Annotated in this window: 23 protein-coding genes and 1 tRNA gene; 15 read left to right on the top strand and 9 right to left on the bottom strand. The window is 68.2% G+C overall.

The genetic code is table 11. From position 1 onward, the window contains the following. The first annotated feature begins 61 nt into the window (after positions 1 to 61). From FFS51_RS07225 to FFS51_RS07180, 10 genes are all read left to right on the top strand, one after another. A complete protein-coding gene (locus FFS51_RS07225; protein WP_137877913.1) occupies positions 62 to 2,062 on the top strand; it encodes a hypothetical protein in 2,001 nt (666 codons plus the stop codon). After that, positions 2,059 to 2,808, top strand: coding sequence for a hypothetical protein (locus FFS51_RS07220; protein ID WP_137877912.1), 750 nt, complete (start codon positions 2,059 to 2,061; stop codon positions 2,806 to 2,808). The genes FFS51_RS07225 and FFS51_RS07220 overlap by 4 nt, the downstream gene beginning before the upstream one ends. Before the next feature lie 123 nt (positions 2,809 to 2,931). After that, positions 2,932 to 3,273, top strand: coding sequence for a hypothetical protein (locus tag FFS51_RS07215; protein ID WP_137877911.1), 342 nt, complete (start codon positions 2,932 to 2,934; stop codon positions 3,271 to 3,273). A gap of 19 nt (positions 3,274 to 3,292) precedes the next feature. After that, positions 3,293 to 4,087 carry an HNH endonuclease family protein gene (locus FFS51_RS07210; RefSeq protein WP_171006130.1) on the top strand — a complete coding sequence of 265 codons (795 nt, stop codon included), beginning with the start codon at positions 3,293 to 3,295 and terminating at the stop codon, positions 4,085 to 4,087. 73 nt (positions 4,088 to 4,160) lie between these two features. Then, entirely contained in the window at positions 4,161 to 6,251 is a 2,091-nt protein-coding gene (locus FFS51_RS07205) for an SNF2-related protein (protein WP_137877909.1), read from the top strand. Positions 6,252 to 6,295: 44 nt separating this feature from the next. Next, positions 6,296 to 7,321 (top strand): hypothetical protein, encoded by a 1,026-nt coding sequence (locus FFS51_RS07200; protein ID WP_137877908.1) that lies wholly within the window; start codon positions 6,296 to 6,298, stop codon positions 7,319 to 7,321. Between the two features lie 47 nt (positions 7,322 to 7,368). Then, the gene (locus FFS51_RS07195; protein ID WP_137877907.1) at positions 7,369 to 7,659 is read left to right on the top strand and encodes a hypothetical protein; all 291 of its coding nucleotides are present in this window, start codon (positions 7,369 to 7,371) and stop codon (positions 7,657 to 7,659) included. An 18-nt stretch (positions 7,660 to 7,677) separates the two neighbouring features. After that, on the top strand, positions 7,678 to 8,133 hold the full coding sequence (locus FFS51_RS07190) for a hypothetical protein (protein WP_137877906.1): 456 nt from the start codon (positions 7,678 to 7,680) through the stop codon (positions 8,131 to 8,133). Further along, positions 8,133 to 11,030: a coiled-coil domain-containing protein gene (locus tag FFS51_RS07185; protein WP_137877905.1), complete on the top strand. Its 2,898-nt coding sequence runs from the start codon at positions 8,133 to 8,135 to the stop codon at positions 11,028 to 11,030. The genes FFS51_RS07190 and FFS51_RS07185 overlap by 1 nt, the downstream gene beginning before the upstream one ends. Further along, positions 11,030 to 11,686 carry a hypothetical protein gene (locus FFS51_RS07180; RefSeq protein ID WP_137877904.1) on the top strand — a complete coding sequence of 219 codons (657 nt, stop codon included), beginning with the start codon at positions 11,030 to 11,032 and terminating at the stop codon, positions 11,684 to 11,686. Before FFS51_RS07185 ends, FFS51_RS07180 begins: the two co-directional genes overlap by 1 nt. On the opposite strand, the gene FFS51_RS07175 is transcribed toward FFS51_RS07180, so the two are convergent. Continuing rightward, the gene (locus tag FFS51_RS07175; RefSeq protein ID WP_137877903.1) at positions 11,683 to 11,922 is read right to left on the bottom strand and encodes a hypothetical protein; all 240 of its coding nucleotides are present in this window, start codon (positions 11,920 to 11,922) and stop codon (positions 11,683 to 11,685) included. The genes FFS51_RS07180 and FFS51_RS07175 overlap by 4 nt on opposite strands. Positions 11,923 to 12,062: 140 nt before the next feature. Next, positions 12,063 to 12,989, bottom strand: coding sequence for a hypothetical protein (locus FFS51_RS07170; RefSeq protein WP_137877902.1), 927 nt, complete (start codon positions 12,987 to 12,989; stop codon positions 12,063 to 12,065). Positions 12,990 to 13,072: 83 nt separating this feature from the next. Here FFS51_RS07170 and FFS51_RS07165 point away from each other — a divergent pair, with 83 nt between their 5' ends. Further along, positions 13,073 to 13,309, top strand: coding sequence for a hypothetical protein (locus FFS51_RS07165; protein WP_137877901.1), 237 nt, complete (start codon positions 13,073 to 13,075; stop codon positions 13,307 to 13,309). 7 nt (positions 13,310 to 13,316) lie between these two features. Then, complete coding sequence (locus FFS51_RS07160) at positions 13,317 to 14,174, top strand: RusA family crossover junction endodeoxyribonuclease (protein ID WP_137877900.1); 858 nt, start codon at positions 13,317 to 13,319, stop codon at positions 14,172 to 14,174. A 13-nt stretch (positions 14,175 to 14,187) separates the two neighbouring features. Here the strand turns inward: FFS51_RS07160 and FFS51_RS07155 are convergent, their stop codons facing one another. Then, entirely contained in the window at positions 14,188 to 15,300 is a 1,113-nt protein-coding gene (locus tag FFS51_RS07155) for a DUF8359 domain-containing protein (RefSeq protein ID WP_137877899.1), read from the bottom strand. 363 nt (positions 15,301 to 15,663) lie between these two features. Further along, entirely contained in the window at positions 15,664 to 16,230 is a 567-nt protein-coding gene (gene def / locus FFS51_RS07145) for a peptide deformylase (protein ID WP_137877898.1), read from the bottom strand. A 45-nt stretch (positions 16,231 to 16,275) separates the two neighbouring features. On the opposite strand from def, the gene FFS51_RS07140 reads away from it, so the two are divergent. From FFS51_RS07140 to FFS51_RS07130, 3 genes are all read left to right on the top strand, one after another. Continuing rightward, a complete protein-coding gene (locus FFS51_RS07140) occupies positions 16,276 to 17,250 on the top strand; it encodes a DMT family transporter (RefSeq protein WP_045246868.1) in 975 nt (324 codons plus the stop codon). A gap of 24 nt (positions 17,251 to 17,274) precedes the next feature. Beyond that, positions 17,275 to 17,348 (top strand) — tRNA-Ile (locus FFS51_RS07135). Positions 17,349 to 17,463: 115 nt separating this feature from the next. Beyond that, on the top strand, positions 17,464 to 17,967 hold the full coding sequence (locus tag FFS51_RS07130; protein WP_045246869.1) for a DUF3145 domain-containing protein: 504 nt from the start codon (positions 17,464 to 17,466) through the stop codon (positions 17,965 to 17,967). A 130-nt stretch (positions 17,968 to 18,097) separates the two neighbouring features. Here the strand turns inward: FFS51_RS07130 and FFS51_RS07125 are convergent, their stop codons facing one another. The 5 genes from FFS51_RS07125 to FFS51_RS07105 form a co-directional block, all read right to left on the bottom strand. Continuing rightward, complete coding sequence (locus FFS51_RS07125; protein ID WP_045246870.1) at positions 18,098 to 19,336, bottom strand: beta-ketoacyl-[acyl-carrier-protein] synthase family protein; 1,239 nt, start codon at positions 19,334 to 19,336, stop codon at positions 18,098 to 18,100. A gap of 50 nt (positions 19,337 to 19,386) precedes the next feature. Further along, positions 19,387 to 19,635 (bottom strand): acyl carrier protein, encoded by a 249-nt coding sequence (locus FFS51_RS07120; RefSeq protein ID WP_045246871.1) that lies wholly within the window; start codon positions 19,633 to 19,635, stop codon positions 19,387 to 19,389. 75 nt (positions 19,636 to 19,710) lie between these two features. Further along, a complete protein-coding gene (locus tag FFS51_RS07115; protein ID WP_045246872.1) occupies positions 19,711 to 20,715 on the bottom strand; it encodes a beta-ketoacyl-ACP synthase III in 1,005 nt (334 codons plus the stop codon). After that, a complete protein-coding gene (locus FFS51_RS07110; RefSeq protein ID WP_045246873.1) occupies positions 20,712 to 21,632 on the bottom strand; it encodes an ACP S-malonyltransferase in 921 nt (306 codons plus the stop codon). Before FFS51_RS07110 ends, FFS51_RS07115 begins: the two co-directional genes overlap by 4 nt. Positions 21,633 to 21,723: 91 nt before the next feature. Next, entirely contained in the window at positions 21,724 to 22,950 is a 1,227-nt protein-coding gene (locus FFS51_RS07105) for a PucR family transcriptional regulator (protein WP_045246874.1), read from the bottom strand.

The raw sequence follows: 22,950 nt of genomic DNA, 5'->3' as shown, positions 1-22,950 counted from the left end.
GGGGTAACACGGTAGAGGTGCACCGGTTCCCCGAACGCACCCTGGCATTCGGAGCGAGAGCGTGACAGACGACACGGCAGAGCACCGTCCTACCGGTGAAGCGCCAGACGTCGGCAAGCCCGACGACACCGCGGCCGTGAACGACACAGCGGCGGGATCGCTCCCCTCGCTCGCGAGAGACGCCGCCGTCGGGGTGGGGTCCGCCGTCGTCGCCGGAGCAATTCAGGGCGCCGTCGTGGGCGGAGCTGCGGGCGCCGCGGGCGGGGCGGCGAAGAGCGCAGCGTGGAGCCTCCTCCAAGACCAGCGCGTGCGGCGCGCTGTCATCACGGGTGCGATCGCGGCGCTCACCGTCGTCATCCTCATCGTCACCGGGTCAGCTGTCGTCGCGGCCGGACTGATCTCGTCGATCGGCGCCGGCCGCGATCAGAACACTGCGATTTCCGTCTCCAACTCTGGGGTCGATGACGCTACCGCACGGCACGCTGAAGCGCTCGGCGAGCAGTACCGTCTCCCGTGGCCACTCGTGCTCGCGATCCTGCAGCGCAAACCTGACGCAGACATTGCGTCCTTCGCCGGGCAGGTCAACACGGCCGACCCGGCATCGGAGAACCGTGATCTCGCCGCGGGGGCTGTGTACCAGTTCGCGCAGCGAGCAATGACGATCCCCACCAGCGGCGACGGCAGGGTGAAGTCGGACGCCGTCACCGCCGTGTACACGACAGCGCTCACCGCATTCGGGTTCAGCGCACCGGAAGCCGCAGCCATCGTGAACCAGGCCCGCTCATGGGCCTTGGGAGAGGACGCATGCGCACAACAGGCGTCGGCGGCGTCGAGCACACCGCAGCCGAGCAGCAGCGCCGGGACGCAGATCGGTGGGCGGTCGTGGACGGACCAGGAGCTCGCGAACGCACGAACGGTGATCGGGCTATCGAAAGCCATGTTCGCGGACGACGCGGAGAAAGCCGCGGTCATTGCACTGATGGTCGCTGTGACCGAGAGCGGGCTGCGGAACCTTGCGAACGACGGGGTCGTCGGGCCTGAGGACGGCAGTGTCGACACGAGCTCGTACCCGGAGCTCGCCTACAGCCTGACCCTCCCGAATGATGGGGTGGGGAGCGACCATGCGTCCCTCGGCATCATGCAGCAGCAGGCCGTCTACAGCTGGGGAGAGTGGCAGACGTCCACATGGTCCTCGGACCCTCACGGCGTGATCGGTCGTCTCATGAACCCCGCGTACGCGGCGGGGAAGTTCCTGACCGTCATGAACTTGAGCGTGCCCAACTGGCGCACAGCCGACAACGCGGCCGTCGCGCAGAGCGTGCAGGTCTCAGGCCCCGACGCCTACTCGACATCCTCTGCTGTCGCCGAGGCGCTCTGGGCGTCGCTGTCGTCCGACTCCCCTCCCGTCGCGCCGCCCGTCGAAACAGGCTGGGCGGGCGCCGGAACGAGCGGGAGCTCTTCGGCAGCGTCGTGCAGCGCGTCGTCTGTGGTCTCCGGCGACAAGCGGGCCCTCGCGAACTGGATCCTCACGAGCGGGAAGGTGCTCTTCCTGAACGACGATGCCGGTTACGAATCGCCCCGCAAGCAGCTGGAGATGGTCGCGGCCGGCGACACGCGCTGCAACCTCAACCTCGGCATCCTCCAGCTGATCAGCGTCGCCGCGAACGCGATCGGTCAGGTGACCATCTCGTCACTGAACCGGAACAACGACTGCACCGGCACCGACTCAACGAGCATCGCCGGCTCCTACCACTCCATCCAAGGCGGGGGCCACGCGGTCGACTTCGCCGGCCCTGGAGCAACGGGCGCTGACCCCACGAGCATGCGCATCATCGCCGCTCTGCTCCCATATCTGCCGGCACGCGCGGGGACTGACCCGTACTACACCTTCATCGGGCAGTCTGAGTGTCGGAGCGCGCCCCTGAACCTCCCCGCGGGCGTGTACGAAGGCAACGACACCTGCAACCACCTGCACGTCAACATCTCCCCGGCCTACAACGACACGGGGCTGCCGAACTTCGACCCATCCAGCACCACGCCGACACCAAAGGCCACACCATGATCCGACCGCGGCGCCTCATCGTCCTCGCCTTCGCCACGATCACACTCTCGCTGGCCGGCTGTACGGCCCCGGCGCCGATCCCGACCTCATCATCGACCCTCACCCTGCAGTCACCCTCCACTCCGCCGGCGCCATCCCGTGAGGGTCGAGCGGCAGGCGCATTCGCGCCGCTCACCGTTCCCGACAGCCTGCCGCTCGGTGTGGGCGGGATCCCTGCCGACAGTGCATACACACCCGCGGCGGACCTGCTCAACGTCGGCCAGGTCGCCGTGATCAAAGGCTCGCAGTGCCAGATGACCGGGGGAACGGCGTTGCTCGTCGCCGTCGACGAGATATCCGACCCGCTCAGCGGGAGCGATCGTGCGACGATCCTAGGCGAGGAGGGTTTCGACCCTTCCGGTCAGCAGGTGGTGCAGCGGATCACCTTCAGGCTTCGAGCGTTCGCAGGCGCCGACATCCCCGCGACCGCTCCCCAGTGGAGCCTCAACGGGTTCATGAGGGTCTACAACTTCGGGCACATGGGCGAGATGCCGATCCGGTACGTCGGGTCGGTCACCCCGCTCACCGACTACCCGGTGAGCAGTGGGACGACGGTGCAGGTCGTCGCGTACGCAATCGGCACTCCGGACCCGGAGGCGGCCTCCCGAGTTCAGGACGTGCAGTTCTTCAGCGGCTGCAATACGGCGAAGCAGACGGTCACGTTCCAGAGCCCGACGATGGCCGGATCGGGCGGCGCCGGCGACTGACGTCACGGGACCGCGCATGTGGTGAGTATGGTCAGGGCGACGAAAGCGAAATCGGCACGTGGTGTTCGCCATCGCACGGACATTCCCGAGGCCGCCCAAGCCGCTCAGATCGCCACGATCGTGATGCGCCTGCTGCATGTGGAGTCGTGGCAGCAGCTGGTGGAGTTGAGCGCGACCGAGGATGTCCGCCGAACCGTCTACCTGACCGCGATCCAGCAGGACCTCATCGACCGGTTCGCGCACATCCTCCCGATGCTTCGCATGAGCCCGATGGTCACCGTCGCCGCGTGCCCCGTCTGCGGACGGTACGGGCTGCAGGACCGCCGCCCCGTCGCGAAGGCATGCTGGTTCACCCTCCGCTGCCCGGGGTCGCCGGTGAAAGCGCCCGCAACAGAGGCGCGCGACCCGGATGCGGCACCTCGATCTCGGCCAGGCAGCTCGCCGGCGGGGCCGGTCAGCGGCTGACGCCGCACACATGATCTGTATGCGCGCCTTCATCATCCGTCTCATCCTGGGCATCGTCATCCTCGGGGTCCTCAGCAGTGTGCTCATCACCGAGGGCAAGTGGCAGACCGTGCTCCAGGGTGTCGGCATCGTCCTCGGGCAGGATGCGTCCTCCAAGGTCGACCAGTTCGGGCAGGCGTCCAAGGGCGTGACGGATGCCCTCAACGGCGCCGCGCAGGGAACCTTCAACACGCTCACGAGCGGAGGGACACAGCCGATCGATTACGCCGCGGTCCGCAACTTCCTCGACGGGATCCCCACCAGACCCGCCACACGGATACCGTCGTACGACCGAACGAAGTTCGGTCCGGCTTGGGCGGACACCGACCACAACGGATGCTCAACCCGTGATGACGTGCTCGCCCGAGACCTCTCGTCGGTGACCAAGAGCGGTCACTGCACGGTTACCTCCGGCACCCTGGCTGACCCCTACACCGGCGAGGCGATCGCGTTCACGCGCGGGGACACATCATCCCTCGCGGTACAGATCGACCACGTCGTGCCACTGAGCTACGCATGGCAGTCCGGCGCGTACGCATGGTCTGACGACGAGCGTGAGACGTTCGCGAACGATGAGCCGGCTGAACTGCTCGCGGTGAGCGGCCCACAGAACACGGCGAAGTCAGACAGCGGACCATCCGCGTGGCTTCCACCGAACGCTGCCTTCCAGTGCCGGTACGTCGCGAAGTTCGTGGCGGTGCTCGTGAAGTACGAGCTCACGATCACATCCGACGACAGGGCAGCCGTCAGCAGCACGCTGCAGGGCTGTCGATGACAGGACCGCGCATGTGGGAGGTGTGCAGAACCAGGTAGCCACACGCCCGACCTTCACCACAGGGTTCGCTCGCGTGCGCGGCACCTTCCGCGACCCGTACCTGGAGCTGTCATTCAGCCCGCGGCTGCCACACCCCACCATCCCCGGCACGACGATGCTCGACTGGGTGCGCAGCCTCGGCTCTTCCGTCTGGGACCCGGGCATCTCGAAGTGGCGGGTGTACGGGATCGGCAGCTTCCAACCGCTTCGCACGCTGAGTGAAGCCGGGATTGAGCTCGACTGGGATCAGCGCGACGGGGAGCTCTCCGCCGTTCCGACGCTGGATGACCTTGTGTGGCCGATCTCGAAGCTCGCCGAGAACGGACGCACAGTGTTCGTGCGTCCACGGCTGCTCGGCCGCTTGAAAACAGCCGAGCTCCTGGGGCCCGGGTGCGTATGGGACTCGGACCGGTCGCTCTTCCGCATCTACGTCGCGGACGTTCTCCGCGCCGGCGTCCCGCGCCCGGGGATCATCTGGCAGGACAATGCGATCGAACGGGCGAGAGCCGCGCACGCCGTCGTCACCGTTCCCGAGAACCTCGCCCGGCTCGGACGTTACCTCGGGAATGCGCTGAACATCGACGGGGTTCCCGCAGAGGACCTGGCGGAAATCGGACAGCTGCCGACGTTCGAGCGTCCCTTGTTCGCGTACCAGGTCGCCGGCGCATACGCGGTCGCCGTGGGGCGGACCTGCCTGTTCGATGAGCCCGGCCTTGGGAAGAGCTTCCAAGCTCTTGCGGCTGCGCAGATCCTTCGCGCGCGGCGGACGCTGATCGTGTGCCCGCCGCTTCTCACCTCGAACTGGGCGAAGGAAGCGCGCATCGCCGGTATCGACCCCAACCCGACCGTCATCAGCCCGACCCGCAAGGAGCCGCCGTTCCCTGACACTGGCGTGCTCGTCGTCGGCGACAGTCTTCTCGCGGCGCGGAGTGAACTCGCCGCTCGAGTGGCCGCATGGTCGTGCGACGTCATGATCTACGACGAGGCGCACCGGATGATGACCATCGGTTCCGCGCGGAGCGAAGCGGTGTTGAACGTCGGGACCACCGCGAAGCATCCACCGATCGCGGTGACGGGAACACCCATGTTCGCCGCACCACACCAGCTCGTTCCGCTGCTGGAGCTCACACGCGTGCTCGCGCCAGTCTTCGGTGGGCGCGCACCCTTCCTCGACGACTTCTGCAGAGCCGACCGGTACGGCGAATGGCATGCGAAGATGGCGGCCCTCCCGCGGCTGAACGCCATGATGCGCGACCACGTGTGGGTGAGACGGAAGAAGCTCGAGGCGCTCCCGCAGCTGCCGCCGAAGATCCGCTGGGCGTTCCCCGTCCAGGTGCCGCTCGCCCAGTACCACGCGGCCCACAAGGATGTCATCGCGAAGGTCCACGCCTGGATGACGTGGTACTTCGAACATCACCACCGCCCTGCCGACGCTCTCGCGCTGGAGGACTACGCCCGCAACGCCAGCTTCGAGCTCATCTCTCAGCTTCGTCGGGCCGCGGGTTTGGCGAAGGTGCCCGCGGCGATCGAATGGACGACAGCGCACATCGAGCAGACCGGTTTCGATGACGTGCCCGGGAAGGGACGGGAGTATCGTCGCCCTCTCCTCGCATGGGTCCACCATGTCGACGTTGCCGGCGCGCTGATGAACGCTATCCCGCCCTCGCTTGGCCGTGTGGCCGCGATCATGGGCGACACGTCAGATTCTGTCCGCGACGCTCACGTCGCGGACTTCCAGGACGGCAAGATCGCCGTGATGGTCGCATCCATCACGAAAGCGAGCGTCGGGCTGACGCTCACACGATCGAGCGATGCACTGTTCGTGGAGACGGACTGGACTCCCGCTCGTGTGAAGCAAGCGGAGGACCGGACGAACAGGATCGGCCAGGAACTCCCAACCACGAACACGACCCTCGTAGCCATGGGGACATTGGATGAGCCGATCCAGCGCGTGCTCGAGGCGAAAACGAAGGTCGCTGAGGTCGCCCTGGGTGACCTTGACGACTCGGTCGCGGTGATGCGCGGCCAGGAACTGGCGGGTCTGATGGAGATCGCCCTCGAGCTCGTCGACGCTGCCGCGCGCACGTGGAAACCGCCATCGCAGGGGCGTGGAAAGGCGGCCTGAAACAGCCCGCGCACAATCTGAGCGTCGCCGCACACATGGTGGTTATGACGATCTCCGACGCCTACGGCAACCTCCACGACGCGGCGGGCCTGTTCGCTCGCAAGCACAACTCGGCCCCAGGGTCGAACCTCTCCGACGACGAAGACCAGCTGCGCGAGCAGCCGTCGCTGGAGGACATCGAAGCCGCTGCCCACTTCCGCGTGCGCGTACGTGACGCGCACGCGACCATCATGCGCGAAACGACAGCGGTCGCGCGGAGCTACCGGCTCTCGGAGGACACGGGCGAGGACGTCGCGCAGGACGCGTGGATCGACCTCCTCACCCGTTCCCGGGACCTGTCGGAGCTGATCGGGGAGAAGGGTCTGCTGAAGCTGATCGGACGCACCCTCGTGACCCGCCAGTCCGTGGGGTACCAGCACGGTATGCGCCACGAGGATTTCCAGGCCCGGCGCCGGCTGCAGGAGCAGGAGGACCTGTTCCGGGAGGAGAACGGGCGCAGCATGACGCCCGACGAGCTGAAGGCGGCCGCGAACGCGATCCGGATGGCGCAGATGCCGGGTCGGCGGGCGAAGGAGGACTTCTACGTCCAGAAGTCGACCGCCAGCATCGACGCACCGGTCGGGGTGAGCGCAGACGGCTCCGTGATCACGATCGGGGACACCCTCATCGCCCCCGAGCACGACGAGTGGGACGAGCAGGAGGACGCAGCGGCATCCGCGCTCCACGAGTTCGAGAGCGGCACGGTCGCCCACAAGGCCCGTGTGAAGGCCGAGGTCTGGCGTGTGGTGTCCATCCGGACGGGCGCGCCGAACGCGATCGCGCAGTCCGTCACCTCGAGCGAAGCGTCGTCGCACCGCAAGCGCGCGAAGCACGCCGACGGTGGCGTGGCGGGGATGGCTCGCCGATGGATGGAGGGGTTGTCGACGCCCGCTGAGGACGTCGCGCTGTTCGCGCCGTTCGGCGATCTCGACATCCGGAATCAGCAGCTGGTCGCCGAGGTCCTCGACGGGCACTCGGCCCACGCGGACGTGCTGTGGCTCGCTGCGCTGAAGAAGTCAGAGCGCGTCTGAGAAGTGCCGCAGGGGTGTCTCAGTAGCGGAACGAGAGGAACCAGGTCATGAACTTCGTCGACGGCTTCAACAAGCTTGTCTCCAACCTCCCAGCGGGGCTGCTGACGGTGCTGTCCATCATCGGCATCATCCTCATCCTCTGCTCGATCGGGCAGTGGATCTGGTCGAAGCGCCGGTCGCAGGGCGGGATCTCCGGCTTCCCCTGGTGGATGCTGATCCTCGGCGCGCTGCTGTGCGGTCCGACGATCACTGGACCGGCGATCCTCACCGTCCTTCAGGCGCTGGTGAGCATCATCCTCCGCCTGTTCAGCTGGTTCGCGCAGCTGCTGGGCGGCTGAGCTCGAAGGCATCCCGACATGCCCCACGTCTACAGCCTCACCCGTCTGACCGGGCGCCGGAAGAACGAGGAGCGGCGCCAGGTCATCTTCACGTTCGAGGTGCGCCGCTACGCCCTGATCGTCAGCGCGCTCTCAGCTGTGGCGTCAGTGCCGGTCACTGCGCTCGTGATGTTCGTGTCCGGTCCCGGAGCACTCCTCGTACCCCCAGTGTTCATCGTTGCGGGTCTGGTGCTCTGGGACTGGCGGCAGAGGCGGGGCATGCGGCTTCGGAACTTCCAAGCGATCCTCGACACCCGCCGGTCCGCGAAAGGGGTGCTCTACGCCGCCGGCTCTCCGATCCCGCTCCCGCAGCTGACGATGCACCAGGCCGTGACCGTCCCCTCCAGTACCGCGCACGAGACCGCACCTGCCCTCGCGCCCGCCACACGTCGCCGGCGGCGCGGCGCGCCCACCATGAGAGACCTGATCACCTGATGAACCTGCGCCGAACCCGCCCGCTCGTTGCGGTGCTCGTCGCCGCCGTCGTCGGTCTCGGCGGGCTCGCGCTGACCGGTGCGTCCGCGACACCCGCCGATGCGCCGTTCACTCACCCGGTGTCACTGACCGCCCACAAGGCGACGTCGAACCCGTTCGCCGTACCCGATGATCAGACACCGACCGCGGCGCAGGCAGCACAGTCGCTGTACGTCACCGACTACCGCACCATCAACCGGTGGTCGGATGCGACCACGACGTTCTTCACGAAGTACGACGGGTTCGTCGGCACGCAGCTGATGGATCAGGCGCAGCGCGGAATCGGTCAGTCGATGCAGATGGCGATCGGTAACTTCTTCGCTGCGGTCACCGCGAACATCACCCGGTTCGCGGTGACGTTCGATGCCGTCGACTCTGTCGGCGCGTCGATCGACGGGGTCACACGGATCCTCATCCATTCGCTGTTCTCGACCGGTGCCGGCGCGGCGGCGTCTGGCCTGTTCGTCACCGTCATCATCGCGGTCTTCATCGTGACCATCGTCCGGTCCTTGCGTGCCGGGTCGACGCGGCTGCTGCTGCGACGCATGTTCGGGTTGTGCGTTGTCTTCGGGCTTTTGTTCGCCATGAGCGCGCAGGCGCTCGCGAACCCGCCGGCCTCCAGCGACGGAACCTACCGCCCGCTCCCACTCACCCCCGGTTGGGTCGTGAAGACCGTCAACGACGGTGTCAGCTACCTTGCGGAGCTTCCTGCTCAGGGGTTCGTGGACGGCATCCAGCCGTTGATCACCACTTCGAGCTCCTCCACTGCCGATGGTGCGCTCAGCTGCGCGAAGCTGACCGGCCAGATGCAGAAGCAGCTCGCGAACATCCAGTCGACAGCGTCGATCGCCGGCAACTCGGGCCTCGTCGCGGTGACCTCCGTCACGGACTCGCTGTGGGATTCCACGGGCCTCACTACCTGGCAGAAGATCCAGACGGGGTTCAACAACCCCTACGGGGCGGTGATGTACTGCAGGATCCTCGACACTCGCACAGCGCAGGCGACACCCTCTGACAGCGCCTTCCTGACGGCGGCGGGGGAGTCGGCCGACTGGAACTCAGCGATCACATCGAACGCGGCTCGGCGCGCACCTTTCGCCCCGGATACCGCCGCGAACGCGGCGGCCAGCTACGTGGCCTGGGCGGCGTGTGAGGCGACGGGTGTCAGCTCAGGGACGATCAACTGGCAGTGGCGTGCGGGGTGGCAGGGATTCCAAGGGGGAACGGGCCCGCTCGATGGCGCGACGATGGACAGCTCCAACGCGAACCAGTACTGCAGCGGATGGTGGAACGCGACGACCGGCAACGACGGGAGCGCCCAGTCGATCCCGTCCGTGTTCAACGTCTCCGGTGATCGCGGGTGGATTGACGATCATGTTCGGAACGCCCAGTCACCGGATCAGGTCCGCGACTTCCTCTACGCGCTGACGGGTGTCAACGCGTCGGGTGGTGCGACCGCAACGTGGGCGTACTCGGTGAGCTCGTTCCTCCAGTTCATCGCCTTCGCGGTCCTGTCGGTCATCGCGATCATCGCGAAGCTCGGTGCCGTGATGTTCATGGTGGCGTTGTGGTTCATCCTGATCGGGGCGATGTTCGCGGAGAACAGCGGGGACCGTCTTCTGCGTTCGTTCAACCGCTTCCTCGGTCTCACGATCCTCGCCGCGATGACGACAGTGATCATGACGTTCGTGGTGCTGTTCGCTCGCACCCTGATCGCTCTCGGCGACACGCTCTTCGGCGCCGGCACTGTGTTCGGGATGGTCTGGGCAGGTTTCAGCCCCCTCGCCGCCCTCCTGCTCGTGCACATCCTCTTCAAGAACGTGTTCCGCCTCCCATCGCCTGTCACCGTCAGCGGCGCTCGAGCGTGGGGTCGCGCGGGTGCCGCGGGGTCGCTCGGCGCTGCAGCAGCCGCAGGTGCCGGTGGGTTCGCCGGCTCGCGGCTTGGGTCGTTCGCTCGATCGCAGGGTCGGATTGCGCAGAACGCTGCGCTCCATAAGGTCAGTGGTGGGCGCCTCGGCCGGCTCCCGGCGGCGCGTCGGTCCGGGATGGGTGCTGCTGCCGCACCGAAGGGTGCGGGGACCGCCGCCGCTGCGCCCGCAGCCGCGGCATTGTCGGTGGCTGCGCTGGCGAAAGCGGAGCGCGCGAGCGCGAAAGCCCAGCGGGCTCAGGCTGCCCTCGCGGAACGGGCTGAGCTTGACGAGGCCCGGAGCTGGTATCGGGCCCAGTACGGCACTGCCGCTCCCGGCGACCTGCAGGGGCAAGCTCGCGATCGGGCCGCGAAGGTGTCTGCTGCGGTCGCGTCCACGCCGCTCGCACGGGAACTGCAGGATCGTCGAGGACGCCGAGCGGAGCTCCGGGACGCGCGACGCGAAGGTAACACCGAGGCGCTCGAGGCGATCTCCGCTCGCGAGCGAGAGAAGGTCAGCCGTGCGACGGCGGTCGCCGCGGCGGTCATGGACTCCCCGGCAGCGATCGCCAACCGGGCGAAGCTCGGCGTGGGCGCGGCCACGGACGCCACACGCGCCGCAGTCCGAACCGGCGCCGACCGAACACAGGATGCTGCGGTGCGCGCATGGAATACGCCGAAGGCCGTCGGTGCCCGCGCGGACGCAGCGATCATCGCCGGGCAGGCACGCCGGATGGTGGCGTACGTGAAGGAGTCCGACGTCGCCGCTCACGCGACGATCGCTGGGCGTTACGCGACGGCGCCGTTGCGAGCTGGCGCGCAGACGGTGCGCGCGGTTGCGAACCAGAAGAAGGACAACGCGGCGGTCCTGGCGGAGTTCCGCGCTGCACGTGAGGCTGAGCGTTCTCGCCGGCAGGGAGACCGCAATGTCGAGACGAAGAGAGGGCAGTGATGGGTAACATCGGGACGGAGCAGCCGCGCACGGCGGCCGGGAAGTTCGACTACAAGCCATTCACACCGCCGGAGGGGTCGTTGACCGACGAGTCAGAGGGCACGTTCGCCTTCCCGCCTGAGACGTTCGACACCGCGGCCGCGCTCGCGGAGTTCTTCGAGTCAGCGCCCATCTCCGACCGCATCCTGTCGAACGCTGACCACGCGTTCCGGAAGTGGCGGGAGGACCGGATCGTCGCTGACCTGCGACGTGACTACGCGGCGTGGGACAACGATCCGCGGACGGTTGCGACCGCGAAGCGGAACCCGATCGAGTACCACCGGCAAGCTGACGCGTTCAGCGTCACGCGGCGTGCGGAGATCGAGGCTCAGTACCCGATCCACTCGATCTCTCCCGTCACGCTCCGGAAGGTCCTGCGTGCCCGGCAGATTGTCGTCTGGCGCGGCCTTCTCCCCGATGCGGAGGAACAGGCGGCGCTGGACTGGCCTGTGACGATCGCTGGTGTCGCGACCACGGCTGCAGACGTGACCCACAGGTACTCCACCGCTGAGTGGGTCGAGCGCGCTCTCACCGACTCGGACCTCGCCGCGGTCGACGCTATGACGCTCGTCACGGCGACGCTCGTCGACATCGACGAGAACGGTGCGTCCCGCTAGAACTCGAGGACGGTGGAACGGTGAGCGCGTGCAAGATCGGCGCGCACCAATTCGCAGGTGGTCAGGAGCTTCAGCAGGTCCCGCATCAAGCTCGGGTCCATGCTGAACACTGGTCCGTCTGCGGAGTTGACCATCAGGACGCCGCACGCGTTGTCGTCAAGGATCATCGCGGCGGAGAACGGCCCGCCTGGCTCGGAGATGTCATGCCGCGTCTGAATCGCTGTACTCACGTCCATGCCAACCTCCACTCCCTCGCCGGCGCGAGGCACCGCACTTCAGGCGGAGCCGTTGGCAGGATTCTAGAGCGGATTGCTGCAACATCGTCGATGATCGGTGCAGATTCGCTCACTTCGATGCCTCAGTGGGACGCCGGCGGTCAAGATGCGACAGCGAGTGGACCATCCGCTTCCATCGCCTGAAGTGACGGCCGATAGTCGACGGCAATCTCGCCCAGCGCGTCCAGGAAGCTCTCCATCAGCGCCGCGACGTCAGCGCCGCGCTCAAGGGCCTCCGCGGTGAGCATGCTGAGCACGTCCACATAGGAGAAGCCTGTCTCCGGGTCCGCAGGAACCCCCTGCAGCGCGAGAGCGGCCACCTGACCCATCGTGTTCAGTGCGCTCAACAGTGCCGCGTCGGTCGCCCCGAAGCGAGCGACGTAGGAGTCCACCGCTTCGATGATGCCGGACGCGATCAGAGACCACTGTGCGGGCACGAGGGTTTCCACCAGATCGTTGGCTGCCCGCAGAGCCCATTCGCTGTCCTCGGGGACGAGCACGAGAGGTTCAAGGTCGATCCCGTCGAGGGTGTCGTCGTGCGCCCCGTTCAACCAGAGCTCGACGCGAGCCTGGTCGACCGGGTTCTCGATGTCGAGACCCGCGTACGCGAGAACATCCAGCCACGTCCCGTCCTCGGGGTTGTAGAGGCCCGAATGCACGAGCTCGAGTGCGACACGGGTAGCCCACAGACTGTCCGACTCGATCTCATAGTCGACATCGGTGCCGCCTTGCGCATCGTCGATCACGCGGTACCGGTATCGGAGAGCAAGATGCGCGGGCAGCCACATGAGCGGGTGCCACATGAACGCCGGGTTCGCGCCCGACCACCGGTTCGGGCGACCGTCCTCGCCGACAGTCGCGACAGGGAGCGGCACGGAGATCAGGGGGAGTGCCAGGACCCGCTCTGGTGGCAGGCCGCTCTCGTCAACGAACTCATCGAACCGACGGACGAACTCGACGGGGTCGCTGTTGAGAAGCAATCCCTCGCCCGGCTCGTTCAGAAACCTCCGCCGCTTGACCTCGCTCATGGTGTGGCCTCCTATGGTGCCTCGATCCAACCTCACTCAAGACCCCTGCGGCAACCGGCCCGCGCACCGCGCATGTAGGGAGCATGGGGTTGCGCCAGTCGAAGCTGCCGGAGGTCCTCCGCCGCTCGAGCTACGTCGCGCCCGGCGCCGGTTCCTACTGCCAGTGGGTCGTCACCGCACGACGCACCCGACGGCGGGAGTGGTGGGCTACCCACTCGTCGACCATCCTCCGGCTGATCTACACGCCGGCGATGCTCGTCGGCGCGTTCGCCGGCGCCGCGTTGGGTGACGCGCTGTCGTCCCTGTGGACGGGGAAATGAGGAGACCATGACGGAGAGCACGACGGCCGGCGAGCTCGTCACGCCCGATCTCGAGTTCGCCGTGGGCTCGACCCCTGCACCGCAGGGGTCCAAGTCGTTCAAGGGCATGCGGAATGGGCATGCGGTGCTGGTCGAGTCCTCCGCGATGGTGAAGCCATGGCGTCAGGACGTTGTGTTGGCGGCCAGACTCGCGATCAAAGATCACGCCGGGTGGCGTCCGCTGGATGGGGCGGTGCTTCTCACGATCGAGTTCTTCATGCCGCGGCCCAGCGGCGCGCCGAAATCCAGGCGCACGCTCCCCAACAAGATGCCCGACCTCTCCAAGCTCATCCGAAGCACGGAGGACGCGATGACCACTGCGGGGGTGTGGCGTGACGACGCGATCGTCACCGACGTGATCGTCCGGAAGCGGTACGCGGCAGTGAGCGACGACGTCGCGCTTCCGTGGGAGCCGCCAGGGCTCGGCGCCGTCGTGGCCGTCTTCACCGTCCCAACCGAGGCCACCTGGTCGGATATCCCGCTCACGCTGACCGCCGGCCGCATCCTTGGCCGTGGACGCCCTCGGCTTCCTGAAGTGATCGAGGAGGCCGCAGTCTGGTTCGACCGCGCGCAGGACGCGTACTCGGCCGCGACCGGCGAGGTCATCAGCATCGCTGGGAACGTCACCAACTCTCGAGCCAACGCCCTGCTCGCGCGCGCGAGCGTCATCGCACGCTCAGGGAAGGTCCCGGCCACGGTCGTCGTCGAGCGCGCATCTGAGCGGCTGGCGAGCGTCTCCGGCCAGCCTCTCAACGCTCTGCAGCTCGCGACCATGGAGGTGCTGTCGTCGCACGAGTCGACACGATCGCTGTACCTCTGCGACTGACGGCAGCTCCGGGTCAGACGAGACCTCGGTCGACACCGAACCGGACGTAGGCCTTGTACGCGCCCTGCTGCTCGTCGGTCAGCGAGGAGTAGTCGATCACCCAGGAACCGACGGAGAGGAACGAGCCGACATCGCCTTGGACTGCCCCGGGGATCTGTGCGACCTCCTCGCGCAGCCGGGCGAAGTTGCTTCGGAAGTTCGCGACTGTGAGCTCGCTGGCGCCGAGCAGGGCGACATCCGCGCCTGACTGCTGACGCCCGAACCAGACGATCGGCGGTTCAGGGTCGGGCTCCTCGGCGATCCGTCCCGTCCGTGCGGCGGTGACGTGCAGCTGCGCAACGGCGCCCGCGTAGTCGTCGGCGCCGAAGACACCCGGTGTCCCCAGCGCCGCCTCGGGCTCCACTCGAACTGCCAGTACCCCCGGCGCGTCCGTGTCCGGCAGTGGAACGCTGTAGCCGGGCGCCGCGGTCGCCTGCCAGACCTCACCGTCGATCGACGCGAACGGTGCGAGCCGTTCCTGCGCTGCGACTTCCGCGTCCGCGACAGTGACAGCGTGAATGGGGTCCGCGGTGATCGCTCGGCGCGCCTGCTCCTGCAGCCAGTCGACATCAGCTGGCACAGGCTGCAGCTGGTAGGTCTTCCCGGGCACGGTCGGCTCCCACGCTGACGACGCGGGCACGGTGGGAACGATCCGGGATGCCTGGTCGTCTTCGACGCCCCAGACCTGCCGGTACAGCTGACCCGCGAACTCTCGGTACTCGTGAGGGGTCTCGCCAGCTGCGGGCGCTGACGGGATGGTGACGACGACGGGGGCGACGGCCGAGTCGATCTTGGGGATGGTGACGCTCGTGACGAGCGTGCGCTCGCGTGCGTGCCCGGGCGAGGGCGACCCGCTACGGGGAGGATCCTCCTTGAGGCGGGAGCCGCCGGCAAGCTCCGCCGGGTTCGACGATGGCGCCACGATCTGATGGAACATCGCACGCACTCGAGCTCGCAGCGTCTCGGCGTCGTTGATGCTGCTCAGCGGTTCGGTGGGAGCGGTGATCGGCTTGGGCGCGAACTGGCCGCCCTCACGCCCCTGCGTGTGGCGCAGGACGCCCTGGTTGTCCATCCGGATCGTCGACATGCGTGAGCCTCCGTTCCTTGAATCACCCCTGCGGCGACACGCTCCCGGTGCTCGCGACGCCTCTTCGCCGCCCCAACATTCCCCCAACTTTGGGCTCTCAGCCCCAAGGATGGACGAGCTTCATCGAGTAACAACGAGTGGCGTTGAGTATGTTGGTGACGATGAAGTTCGGGATTCTATGCACCGCAATTCGCTCATGATCAGGCATTATCTAAACGGAGCCCTCCATAGCGGAGGACCCGACGAGAAGCGCCCGAGCAATCGGCTGTTAACCGATAGGTTCTTGGTTCGAGTCCAAGCCGGGGAGCCACGAGAAGATCCCGCCGCGTCGGTCGACGCAGGCGGGACTTCTCGTCTGGAGGTTCAGGCCTCGATGAGGTCGATCCCGGGCGTCCACGACTGACCGGGAAGACCCCAGCCGCGCTTCTTCGCAATCTTCTGCACGGTCTTCCAGTCGCTGTCATCCAGCCGGTCGACGTACAGTACCCCGTCGAGGTGGTCGAACTCGTGCTGCAGGATGCGCGCACGCCATCCGGACACCTCGATGCGCACCTCGGCGCCCTCCAGGTCCGTGCCGATCAGCAAGGCGCGCTCGGCGCGGCGCAGCGGGAACCGTTCGCTGGGGAAGGACAGGCAGCCCTCGGACTCCTCGTCAGGGTCCGGCTGGCCGGGTTCGGCCGGGGAGATCCACAGCACCGGGTTGATGACCACCCCGCGCCACGGAGCGCCGTCGTCGTCCTGGTAGGTGTACGTGAAGATCCGCAGCCCGACCCCCACCTGCGGTGCCGCAAGCCCCACGCCGGGCGCGGCATCCATCGTCTCGAACATGTCCGCCACCAGTGTGCGGATCTCGTCCGTGATCTCGTCGACGGGGGCGGCGGGGGAGTGGAGCACGGGGTCACCCATGATGCGAATCGGCAGAACGGTCACGTCTTCGAGCCTATCGAGCCGGTCTCGGGATAGTGTCGAACGGTGATGACGGTGCCGCTTTCCATCGACGACGTCACGAACAACCTCGTCGGGGTGTTCCGCGACCCCGCGATCCTCCTCGGTATCCCGTTGGCGCTTCTCGGAGCGGTGTTCATGTCGTTCGGCGCCCAGTACCAGCACCGCGGAGTCGTGAAGGTCAACCACGCGCTCGGCGGCACGAGCACGGGGCTCAGCGGCGCACAGCTGCTGCGACTGCTCGGCCGCCCCTCCTGGGTGCTCGGCACCGTGATGCTGGGACTCGCGATCCTCTGCCAGCTCGGGGCCCTCGCGATCGCGCCGCTCATCATCGTCCAGCCGCTCGGCGCGGTGTCGCTCGTGATCACGACACTGCTGAACGCCCGCATCTCCGGCCACCGACCCACCCTTAAGTCGGTGCGATCGATCATCGCGTGCGTGGGCGGCATCCTCGTCTTCGTCACCATCGCCGCATTCGTCGCGACCGAGCAGCCCGTCGCCGACAGCGAGCTGCTCATCATCCTCGGACTGCTCGTGGTCGTCGTCGGCTCGCTCACGGCGATCTGGTTGATCTGGGTGCGTCGGCGCGGTGGCCGTGCGCTCTTCTACATCGTCGCGTCCGGAATGATCTACGGCTTCGTCGCGACGCTCGCGAAGGTCGTGATCAAACGCGTGCAGGCGGGCGATTTCGAATGGCTCACCCTCACCTGTCTCGTCGCGCTCCTCGCCGCGGTCGCCCTCGGTGCGTACTTCGTACAGACGGCATACTCCGCAGGACCCCCCGACCTCGTCATCGCCGGCCTGACCGTCATCGACCCGATGGTCGCCGTGCTCATCGGCCTCGTCGTCCTCCAGGAGGCAGCCACCGCGGGCATCGGGCCGATGATCGGGTTCGTCGTCGCCGGCGCGATCGCGGTGTACGGCGTCTTCTCACTGGCCCGCAATCATCCGCAGGTCATCAGCGACAGCCAGGAGCTGCCCATCCCGCGCGGCGGCTCCCACTAGGCTCGCTGATGCGGCGTGCCGCACGGGGCGGTGGCCAAGCTGGTCAAGGCAGCGGGCTCATAACCCGACGATCGTGGGTTCAAGTCCCACCCGCCCCACTCGAATCACAGTCTTGTCATTCCGGCCCCGGCCGGGTGATAATGACCGCATAACCGAAGAGCCATCGTTCCGATCAGGTCGTAGGGGAAGACGCACCTGACGAATGGAGAACCGATGGCGACATCACAGACGCGCGGCGTGATCTACATCCACTCCGCGCCGAAGGCGTTGTGCCCGCACCTGGAATGGGCGGCCGGTCGCGTGTTCGGCAAGGCGCTGAACTTCGAGTGGATCGCGCAGCCCGTGCTGCCGGGCGCTCGTCGCACCGAATTCGCGTGGGAGGGCCCCGCCGGCACAGGGGCGGCCCTGGCGAGCGCGATGCGCGGCTGGGAGCACCTGCGCTACGAGGTCACCGAGGATCCGGCTCGGGGCACGGACGGCGGGCGCTGGATGCACACACCGGACCTCGGCATTCACTTCGCGCCCACCGACGCTGCGGGCAACGTGGTCGTCCCCGAGGACCGGCTGCGTTACGCCCTCGAGGTGTCGCTGGGTGATGCGGCGGAGTTGCGACGTGAGCTGGATGTTGCTCTCGGAGCAGCGTGGGACGAGGAGCTCGAACCGTTCCGCCATGCGGGCGACGAGGTACCGGTCGTCTGGCTCCACAAGGTGGGCTGACCCAGACCCCGGGCAGACGACACGCCACTACCGAGCGCCGGTGAATCGTCCCGGCGGTGGGAACGCGGTCGATGCCCGACCATGACGAAGGCCCCCGGCAGTGTGCCGGGGGCCTTCGTGGTGTCGGTGGTCAGACGTTTCGGAACGCCACGACGGCATTGTGACCGCCGAACCCGAAAGAGTTGCTGATGGCGAGCTGGTCGCCGGCGCCGAGCGCCTGGGTGCTGCCCGACAGTCGGAACGGCACCTCCGGGTCCTGCTCGGTGAGGTTGATCGTCGGCGGCGCGATGCGCTCCTGGATCGCGCGGATCGTGAACATGGCCTCGAGGGCTCCGGTGCCGCCCAGGAGGTGACCGGTCGACGCCTTCGTGGCTGACACCGGGATCTCGTCGATCCGGGCGCCGAACACCGCTCGCAGGGCCTGGTACTCGTTCGGGTCGCCGACAGGGGTGGATGTCGCGTGCGCATTGATGTGCGTGACCTCGTCGGGGCTCGCACCCGCCGCCGCCAGCGCCTGCTGCACGGCACGCGCCGCGCCGCGGCCCTCGGGGTCATTGGCGGTGATGTGGTACGAGTCGGCGGTGACGCCGCCGCCGACGACGACCGCGTAGATCTTCGCTCCGCGAGCGAGAGCGTGGTCTTCACGCTCGAGCACGAGCGCCGCGGCGCCCTCGCCCATGACGAAGCCGTCGCGGTCGATGCTCGCCGGCCGGGACGCCGTGCCGGGCGAGTCGTTGCGACGCGAGAGCGCCTGCATCGACGCGAACGCGGCGAGTGTGATGGGGTGAACGGCCGATTCGGTGCCGCCGGCGATCACGATGTCGGCGAGGCCGTCCTGGATGTGCTCGACCGCGTTGACGATCGACTCGGTGCTCGACGCGCACGCGCTCGCGACGGTCCGGGCGAATGCCCGCGCGCCGAAGTGGAGCGACAGGTTGCCCGCTGCAGCGTTCGGCATGAGCATGGGCACCGTCATGGGCATGACCCGACGGGGACCCTTCTCACGCAGAGTGTCCCACGCATCGAGCAGCGTCCATACGCCGCCGATTCCGGTCGCGAAGTCGACACCGAGACGCTCGGGCTCGACGTCGGGCGCACCCGCGTCGGCCCAGGCCTCCTGGGCGGCGACGAGGGCGAACTGCGAGGCCGGATCGAGACGCTTGGCCACCGGGCGCTCCAGCACGGTATCGGGACGCACGAGCGCCTCGGCCGCGAAGGTGACCGGCAGCTCGTAGCGGGCGACCCAGTCGTGCTCGAGCGAGCGGGCGCCGCTGGCGCCGTCGAGGAGCGCGTTCCAGCTGTCGGGAGCCGTGCCGCCGATGGGGGACGACGCGCCGATTCCGGTGACGACGATGCGAGGGGACGTCATATTGCTTCCTGTTCTTCCCGGTGGGGGCTCACGCCCCCACCGGACGGGACTCACGCCTGGTTCGAGGTGATGAAGGTGACTGCGTCGCCGACGGTCTTGAGGTTCTTGACCTCGTCGTCGGGGATCGTCACGCCGAACTTCTCTTCGGCGTTGACGACGATGGTCATCATCGAGATCGAGTCGATGTCGAGGTCGTCGGTGAACGACTTCTCGAGCGCGACCTCGTCGGCCGAGATGCCCGTCTCGTCGGTGATGAGCTCGGCGAGGCCGGCGAGGACCTCTTCGGTCGAAAGGGCCATGGGTTTCTCCTTCTCTGTGGGGTGTGGACAGCAGCCGCAAGGCCGCGAATCAGTTTAGGGGCGCCGCTGCGGCGCTCACGGGAGCACGACCACCTGCGCGCCGTAGACGAGCCCGGCCCCGAATCCGATCTGCAGGCACAGGCCGCCGCTGAGCTCGGGGTGCTCTTCGAGCAGACGATGCGTGGCGAGCGGGATGGACGCCGCCGACGTGTTGCCCGTCGTCGCGATGTCACGGCCGATGACCACGCTCTCGGGCAGCCCCAGCTGCTTGGCGAACTCATCGATGATGCGCATGTTGGCCTGGTGCGGCACGAAGGCGGCCAGATCGGATGCCTCCACCCCCGCCTCCTCGAGGGCGAGGCGCGCGGCCTTCGCCATCTCCCAGACGGCCCAGCGGAAGACGGTCTGGCCTTCCTGACGGAGCGTCGGCCAGGCAGCCTCGCCGTCACGGAACTCGGTGAGGGTCGCGTTCATGCCGACGGCCTCGGCCTTGGAGCCGTCGGAGCCCCACACGGTGCGGGAGATGCCGGGGAAGTCACTCGGTCCGATGACCACGGCTCCTGCGCCGTCGCCCAGGAGGAACGAGATGCTGCGGTCGGTCGGGTCGACGACGTCGGAGAGCTTCTCGGCGCCGATGACGAGGGCGTAGTGCGCCCCGCCGGTGCGGATGAGTGCATCGGCCTGGGCGACACCGTAGGCGAATCCGGCGCACGCGGCGTTCGAGTCGTAGGCGGCGGCCGGGTTCGCTCCGACGCGGTCGGCGACGACGGCCGACATCGACGGGGTCTGGCGGGAGTTGCTGATGGTCGCGACGATGACGAGGTCGATCTGGTCGGCCGGCACTCCGGAACGCTCGATCGCCTCCCGACCGGCCGCGGTGGCGAGATCGGTCGCGCTCGTGCCGTGCACCGCGCGCGTCCGCGTGATGATGCCGGTGCGCTGGCGGATCCACTCGTCGCTCGAGTCGATCGCGGCGACCAGATCGTCGTTCGGCACCGCGTTCTCGCCACGGGCGGCCCCGTACGAGTAGATGCGGGTGAACGCGGGGCCGCTGCCCTGCTTCAGCACGGGTGCGCTCATGCGGCGGATCCCTTCAGCAGCGCGACGGCGGCGTCGAGGTCGTCGGGTGTCTTGACGGCAACCGACGGCACTCCGCGCAGCGCGCGCTTGGCGAGGCCGACGAGCGTTCCCGCCGGCGCGAATTCGATGATGCCCGTCACGCCCGCCTCGGCGAACGAGGCCATGCACAGATCCCAGCGCACGGGGGAGGCCACCTGTCCGATGAGCAGCTCGACCGCCCGGGGGCCGTCATCGACGACGGTGCCGTCGGCATTCGTCCAGAGGGTGGTCTGCGGGTCGCTCACCGCGACGGATGCCGCGGCCTCCCGCAGCGCGTCGACGGCCGGGGCCATGTAGGACGTGTGGAACGCGCCGGCGACCTGGAGCGGGATGACCCGCGTCGCCGGCACCGGCGCCTCGGCGAGGACTGCCAGGGCGGGGAGGGCGCCGGCGGCGACGATCTGGCCGGCACCGTTGTGGTTGGCCGGGGTGAGGTCGAGCTCGGCGAGACGCGCCAGCACCGCGGCTTCGTCGCCCCCGAGGATTGCGCTCATGCCGGTCGGCGTCTGGGCCGCGGCATCCGCCATCGCACGACCCCGCACGCCCGCGAGAGTGAGTGCGTCGACGGGGGAGAGCACGCCTGCCGCGGCGAGGGCGGCCAGTTCACCGACGGAGTGACCGGCCACACCCGCGGGCGTGGTGCCCGCCGCCTCGACGAAGGCGGCGTAGGAGAGGAGGCTCGCGCCGACGATGAGCGGCTGAGCGACCTGCGTGTCGCGGATCGCGTCGGCATCCCACTCGGTGCCGGCGGCGGCGAGGTCGACACCCGCTGCCTCCGAGAACGACGACAACCGGTCAGTCGCGCCGTCGAGCTCGAGCCAAGGACTGAGGAAGCCGGGGGTCTGCGAACCCTGACCGGGGAACACCGCGATGATCACCGTTCCATCCTGCCAAGGAACCGGGCGGCGCACTGGCGAGGTACGCACAAGGATGACCGGATGCTTTGTGCGCGCCCTACAGCGACGTGGCTCATGCGCGCCGAGGAACACCGGCACGGCGACGCGTGACGTCACTGCCGATCGCCCCGAGAACGAGCGCCGTCTGCAGGATGAGCGCCTCGCGCGGACCCGTCGCGTCCCAGCCGATCACGTCCGAGACGCGCTTCAGTCGGTAGCGCACCGTGTTGGGGTGAACGAACAGCTCGCGAGCCGTCGCCTCGAGCGATCGGCCGTTGTCGAGGTAGCTCCAGAGCGTGGTCACGAGATCGGAGCTGTGGGCCTTCAACGGACGGTAGATCTTCTCGACGAGCGTGCGCTTGGCGAGCGGGTCGCCCGCGAGGGCACGTTCGGGCAGCAGATCGTCGGCGTCCACCGGACGCGGCGCGTTGCGCCATGCGCCGGCCACCGCGAACCCGGCGAGAGCCGCGCGGGCGCTCTGGCTCGCGTCGACGAGCGCCGGCACCGTCGGGCCGAGCACCAGGTGCCCCGTGCCGAATCCCGGCTCGAGGCGCCGGGCGATCTCGGGGAAGGGGAGGTCTGCGACATCCTCACCCGTGCGCTGGCCGGCCTCGCTGCGACCGATCACGAGCACGAGCCGCGAGCCCTGCACGCCCACGAGCACGTCGACACCGAGCTTGCGCGCCATGCGGCGCAACTGGTCGACGTCGAACTGCGGGGGCGTCGTGCCCACGAGCACCGCGACCTCGCCGTGTCCGTGCCAGCCGAGGGCCGCGATACGGCTCGGCAGCTCGTCGTCGGCCTCGCCGCTGAGGATCGAGTCGACCACGAGCGCCTCGAGGCGCGCATCCCAGAGGCCCCGCGCCTCAGCGGCGCGGGCGTAGACGTCGGCCGCCGCGAACGCGACCTCGCGCGAGTAGAGCAGCGCCGCCTCGCGCAGGCGCGAGTCCTTGTCGGCGATGCGCTCCTCGGTGACCTCCACCGTCACCCGGATCAGCTGGAGCGTCTGCTGCAGGCTCACGCTGCGCAGCAGCTCCCGCGGCGCGGCGGCGAAGATGTCCGACGCGATCCAGGGGGTCGACTTCGGATCGTCGTACCACTGGATGAACGAGGTGATGCCGGCCTGAGCGACCAGGCCCACCGCCGAGCGCCGCGCCGGCGGCATGTCGGAGTACCACGGAAGCGTCGCCTCGAGCCGGGTGAGCGTCGCCGTGGCGAGGTCGCCGGAGACCTTGCGCAGCCACGCAAGGGTCCCCGACTTGTCGACGGGCAGCTCGTGTCCGGGCGGCGTCGCCGGCAC

This window comes from Microbacterium sp. 4NA327F11 (assembly GCF_005503465.1).
Lineage (GTDB): Bacteria > Actinomycetota > Actinomycetes > Actinomycetales > Microbacteriaceae > Microbacterium > Microbacterium ginsengisoli.
The sequence above is the reverse complement of the archived record's forward strand: the minus strand, read 5'-3'. Positions and strand labels throughout refer to the sequence as shown.

Excerpts from the sequence above, each read along its gene's own strand:
- FFS51_RS07220 (WP_137877912.1), top strand. The coding sequence starts at position 2,059 with ATGATCCGACCGCGGCGCCTCATCGTCCTCGCCTTCGCCACGATCACA.
- FFS51_RS07215 (WP_137877911.1), top strand. The coding sequence starts at position 2,932 with ATGCGCCTGCTGCATGTGGAGTCGTGGCAGCAGCTGGTGGAGTTGAGC.
- FFS51_RS07210 (WP_171006130.1), top strand. The coding sequence starts at position 3,293 with ATGCGCGCCTTCATCATCCGTCTCATCCTGGGCATCGTCATCCTCGGG.
- FFS51_RS07200 (WP_137877908.1), top strand. The coding sequence starts at position 6,296 with ATGACGATCTCCGACGCCTACGGCAACCTCCACGACGCGGCGGGCCTG.
- FFS51_RS07195 (WP_137877907.1), top strand. The coding sequence starts at position 7,369 with ATGAACTTCGTCGACGGCTTCAACAAGCTTGTCTCCAACCTCCCAGCG.
- FFS51_RS07190 (WP_137877906.1), top strand. The coding sequence starts at position 7,678 with ATGCCCCACGTCTACAGCCTCACCCGTCTGACCGGGCGCCGGAAGAAC.
- FFS51_RS07185 (WP_137877905.1), top strand. The coding sequence starts at position 8,133 with ATGAACCTGCGCCGAACCCGCCCGCTCGTTGCGGTGCTCGTCGCCGCC.
- FFS51_RS07180 (WP_137877904.1), top strand. The coding sequence starts at position 11,030 with ATGGGTAACATCGGGACGGAGCAGCCGCGCACGGCGGCCGGGAAGTTC.
- FFS51_RS07175 (WP_137877903.1), bottom strand. The coding sequence starts at position 11,922 with ATGGACGTGAGTACAGCGATTCAGACGCGGCATGACATCTCCGAGCCA.
- FFS51_RS07170 (WP_137877902.1), bottom strand. The coding sequence starts at position 12,989 with ATGAGCGAGGTCAAGCGGCGGAGGTTTCTGAACGAGCCGGGCGAGGGA.
- FFS51_RS07165 (WP_137877901.1), top strand. The coding sequence starts at position 13,073 with ATGGGGTTGCGCCAGTCGAAGCTGCCGGAGGTCCTCCGCCGCTCGAGC.
- FFS51_RS07160 (WP_137877900.1), top strand. The coding sequence starts at position 13,317 with ATGACGGAGAGCACGACGGCCGGCGAGCTCGTCACGCCCGATCTCGAG.
- FFS51_RS07155 (WP_137877899.1), bottom strand. The coding sequence starts at position 15,300 with ATGTCGACGATCCGGATGGACAACCAGGGCGTCCTGCGCCACACGCAG.
- FFS51_RS07140 (WP_045246868.1), top strand. The coding sequence starts at position 16,276 with ATGACGGTGCCGCTTTCCATCGACGACGTCACGAACAACCTCGTCGGG.
- FFS51_RS07130 (WP_045246869.1), top strand. The coding sequence starts at position 17,464 with ATGGCGACATCACAGACGCGCGGCGTGATCTACATCCACTCCGCGCCG.
- FFS51_RS07125 (WP_045246870.1), bottom strand. The coding sequence starts at position 19,336 with ATGACGTCCCCTCGCATCGTCGTCACCGGAATCGGCGCGTCGTCCCCC.
- FFS51_RS07120 (WP_045246871.1), bottom strand. The coding sequence starts at position 19,635 with ATGGCCCTTTCGACCGAAGAGGTCCTCGCCGGCCTCGCCGAGCTCATC.
- FFS51_RS07115 (WP_045246872.1), bottom strand. The coding sequence starts at position 20,715 with ATGAGCGCACCCGTGCTGAAGCAGGGCAGCGGCCCCGCGTTCACCCGC.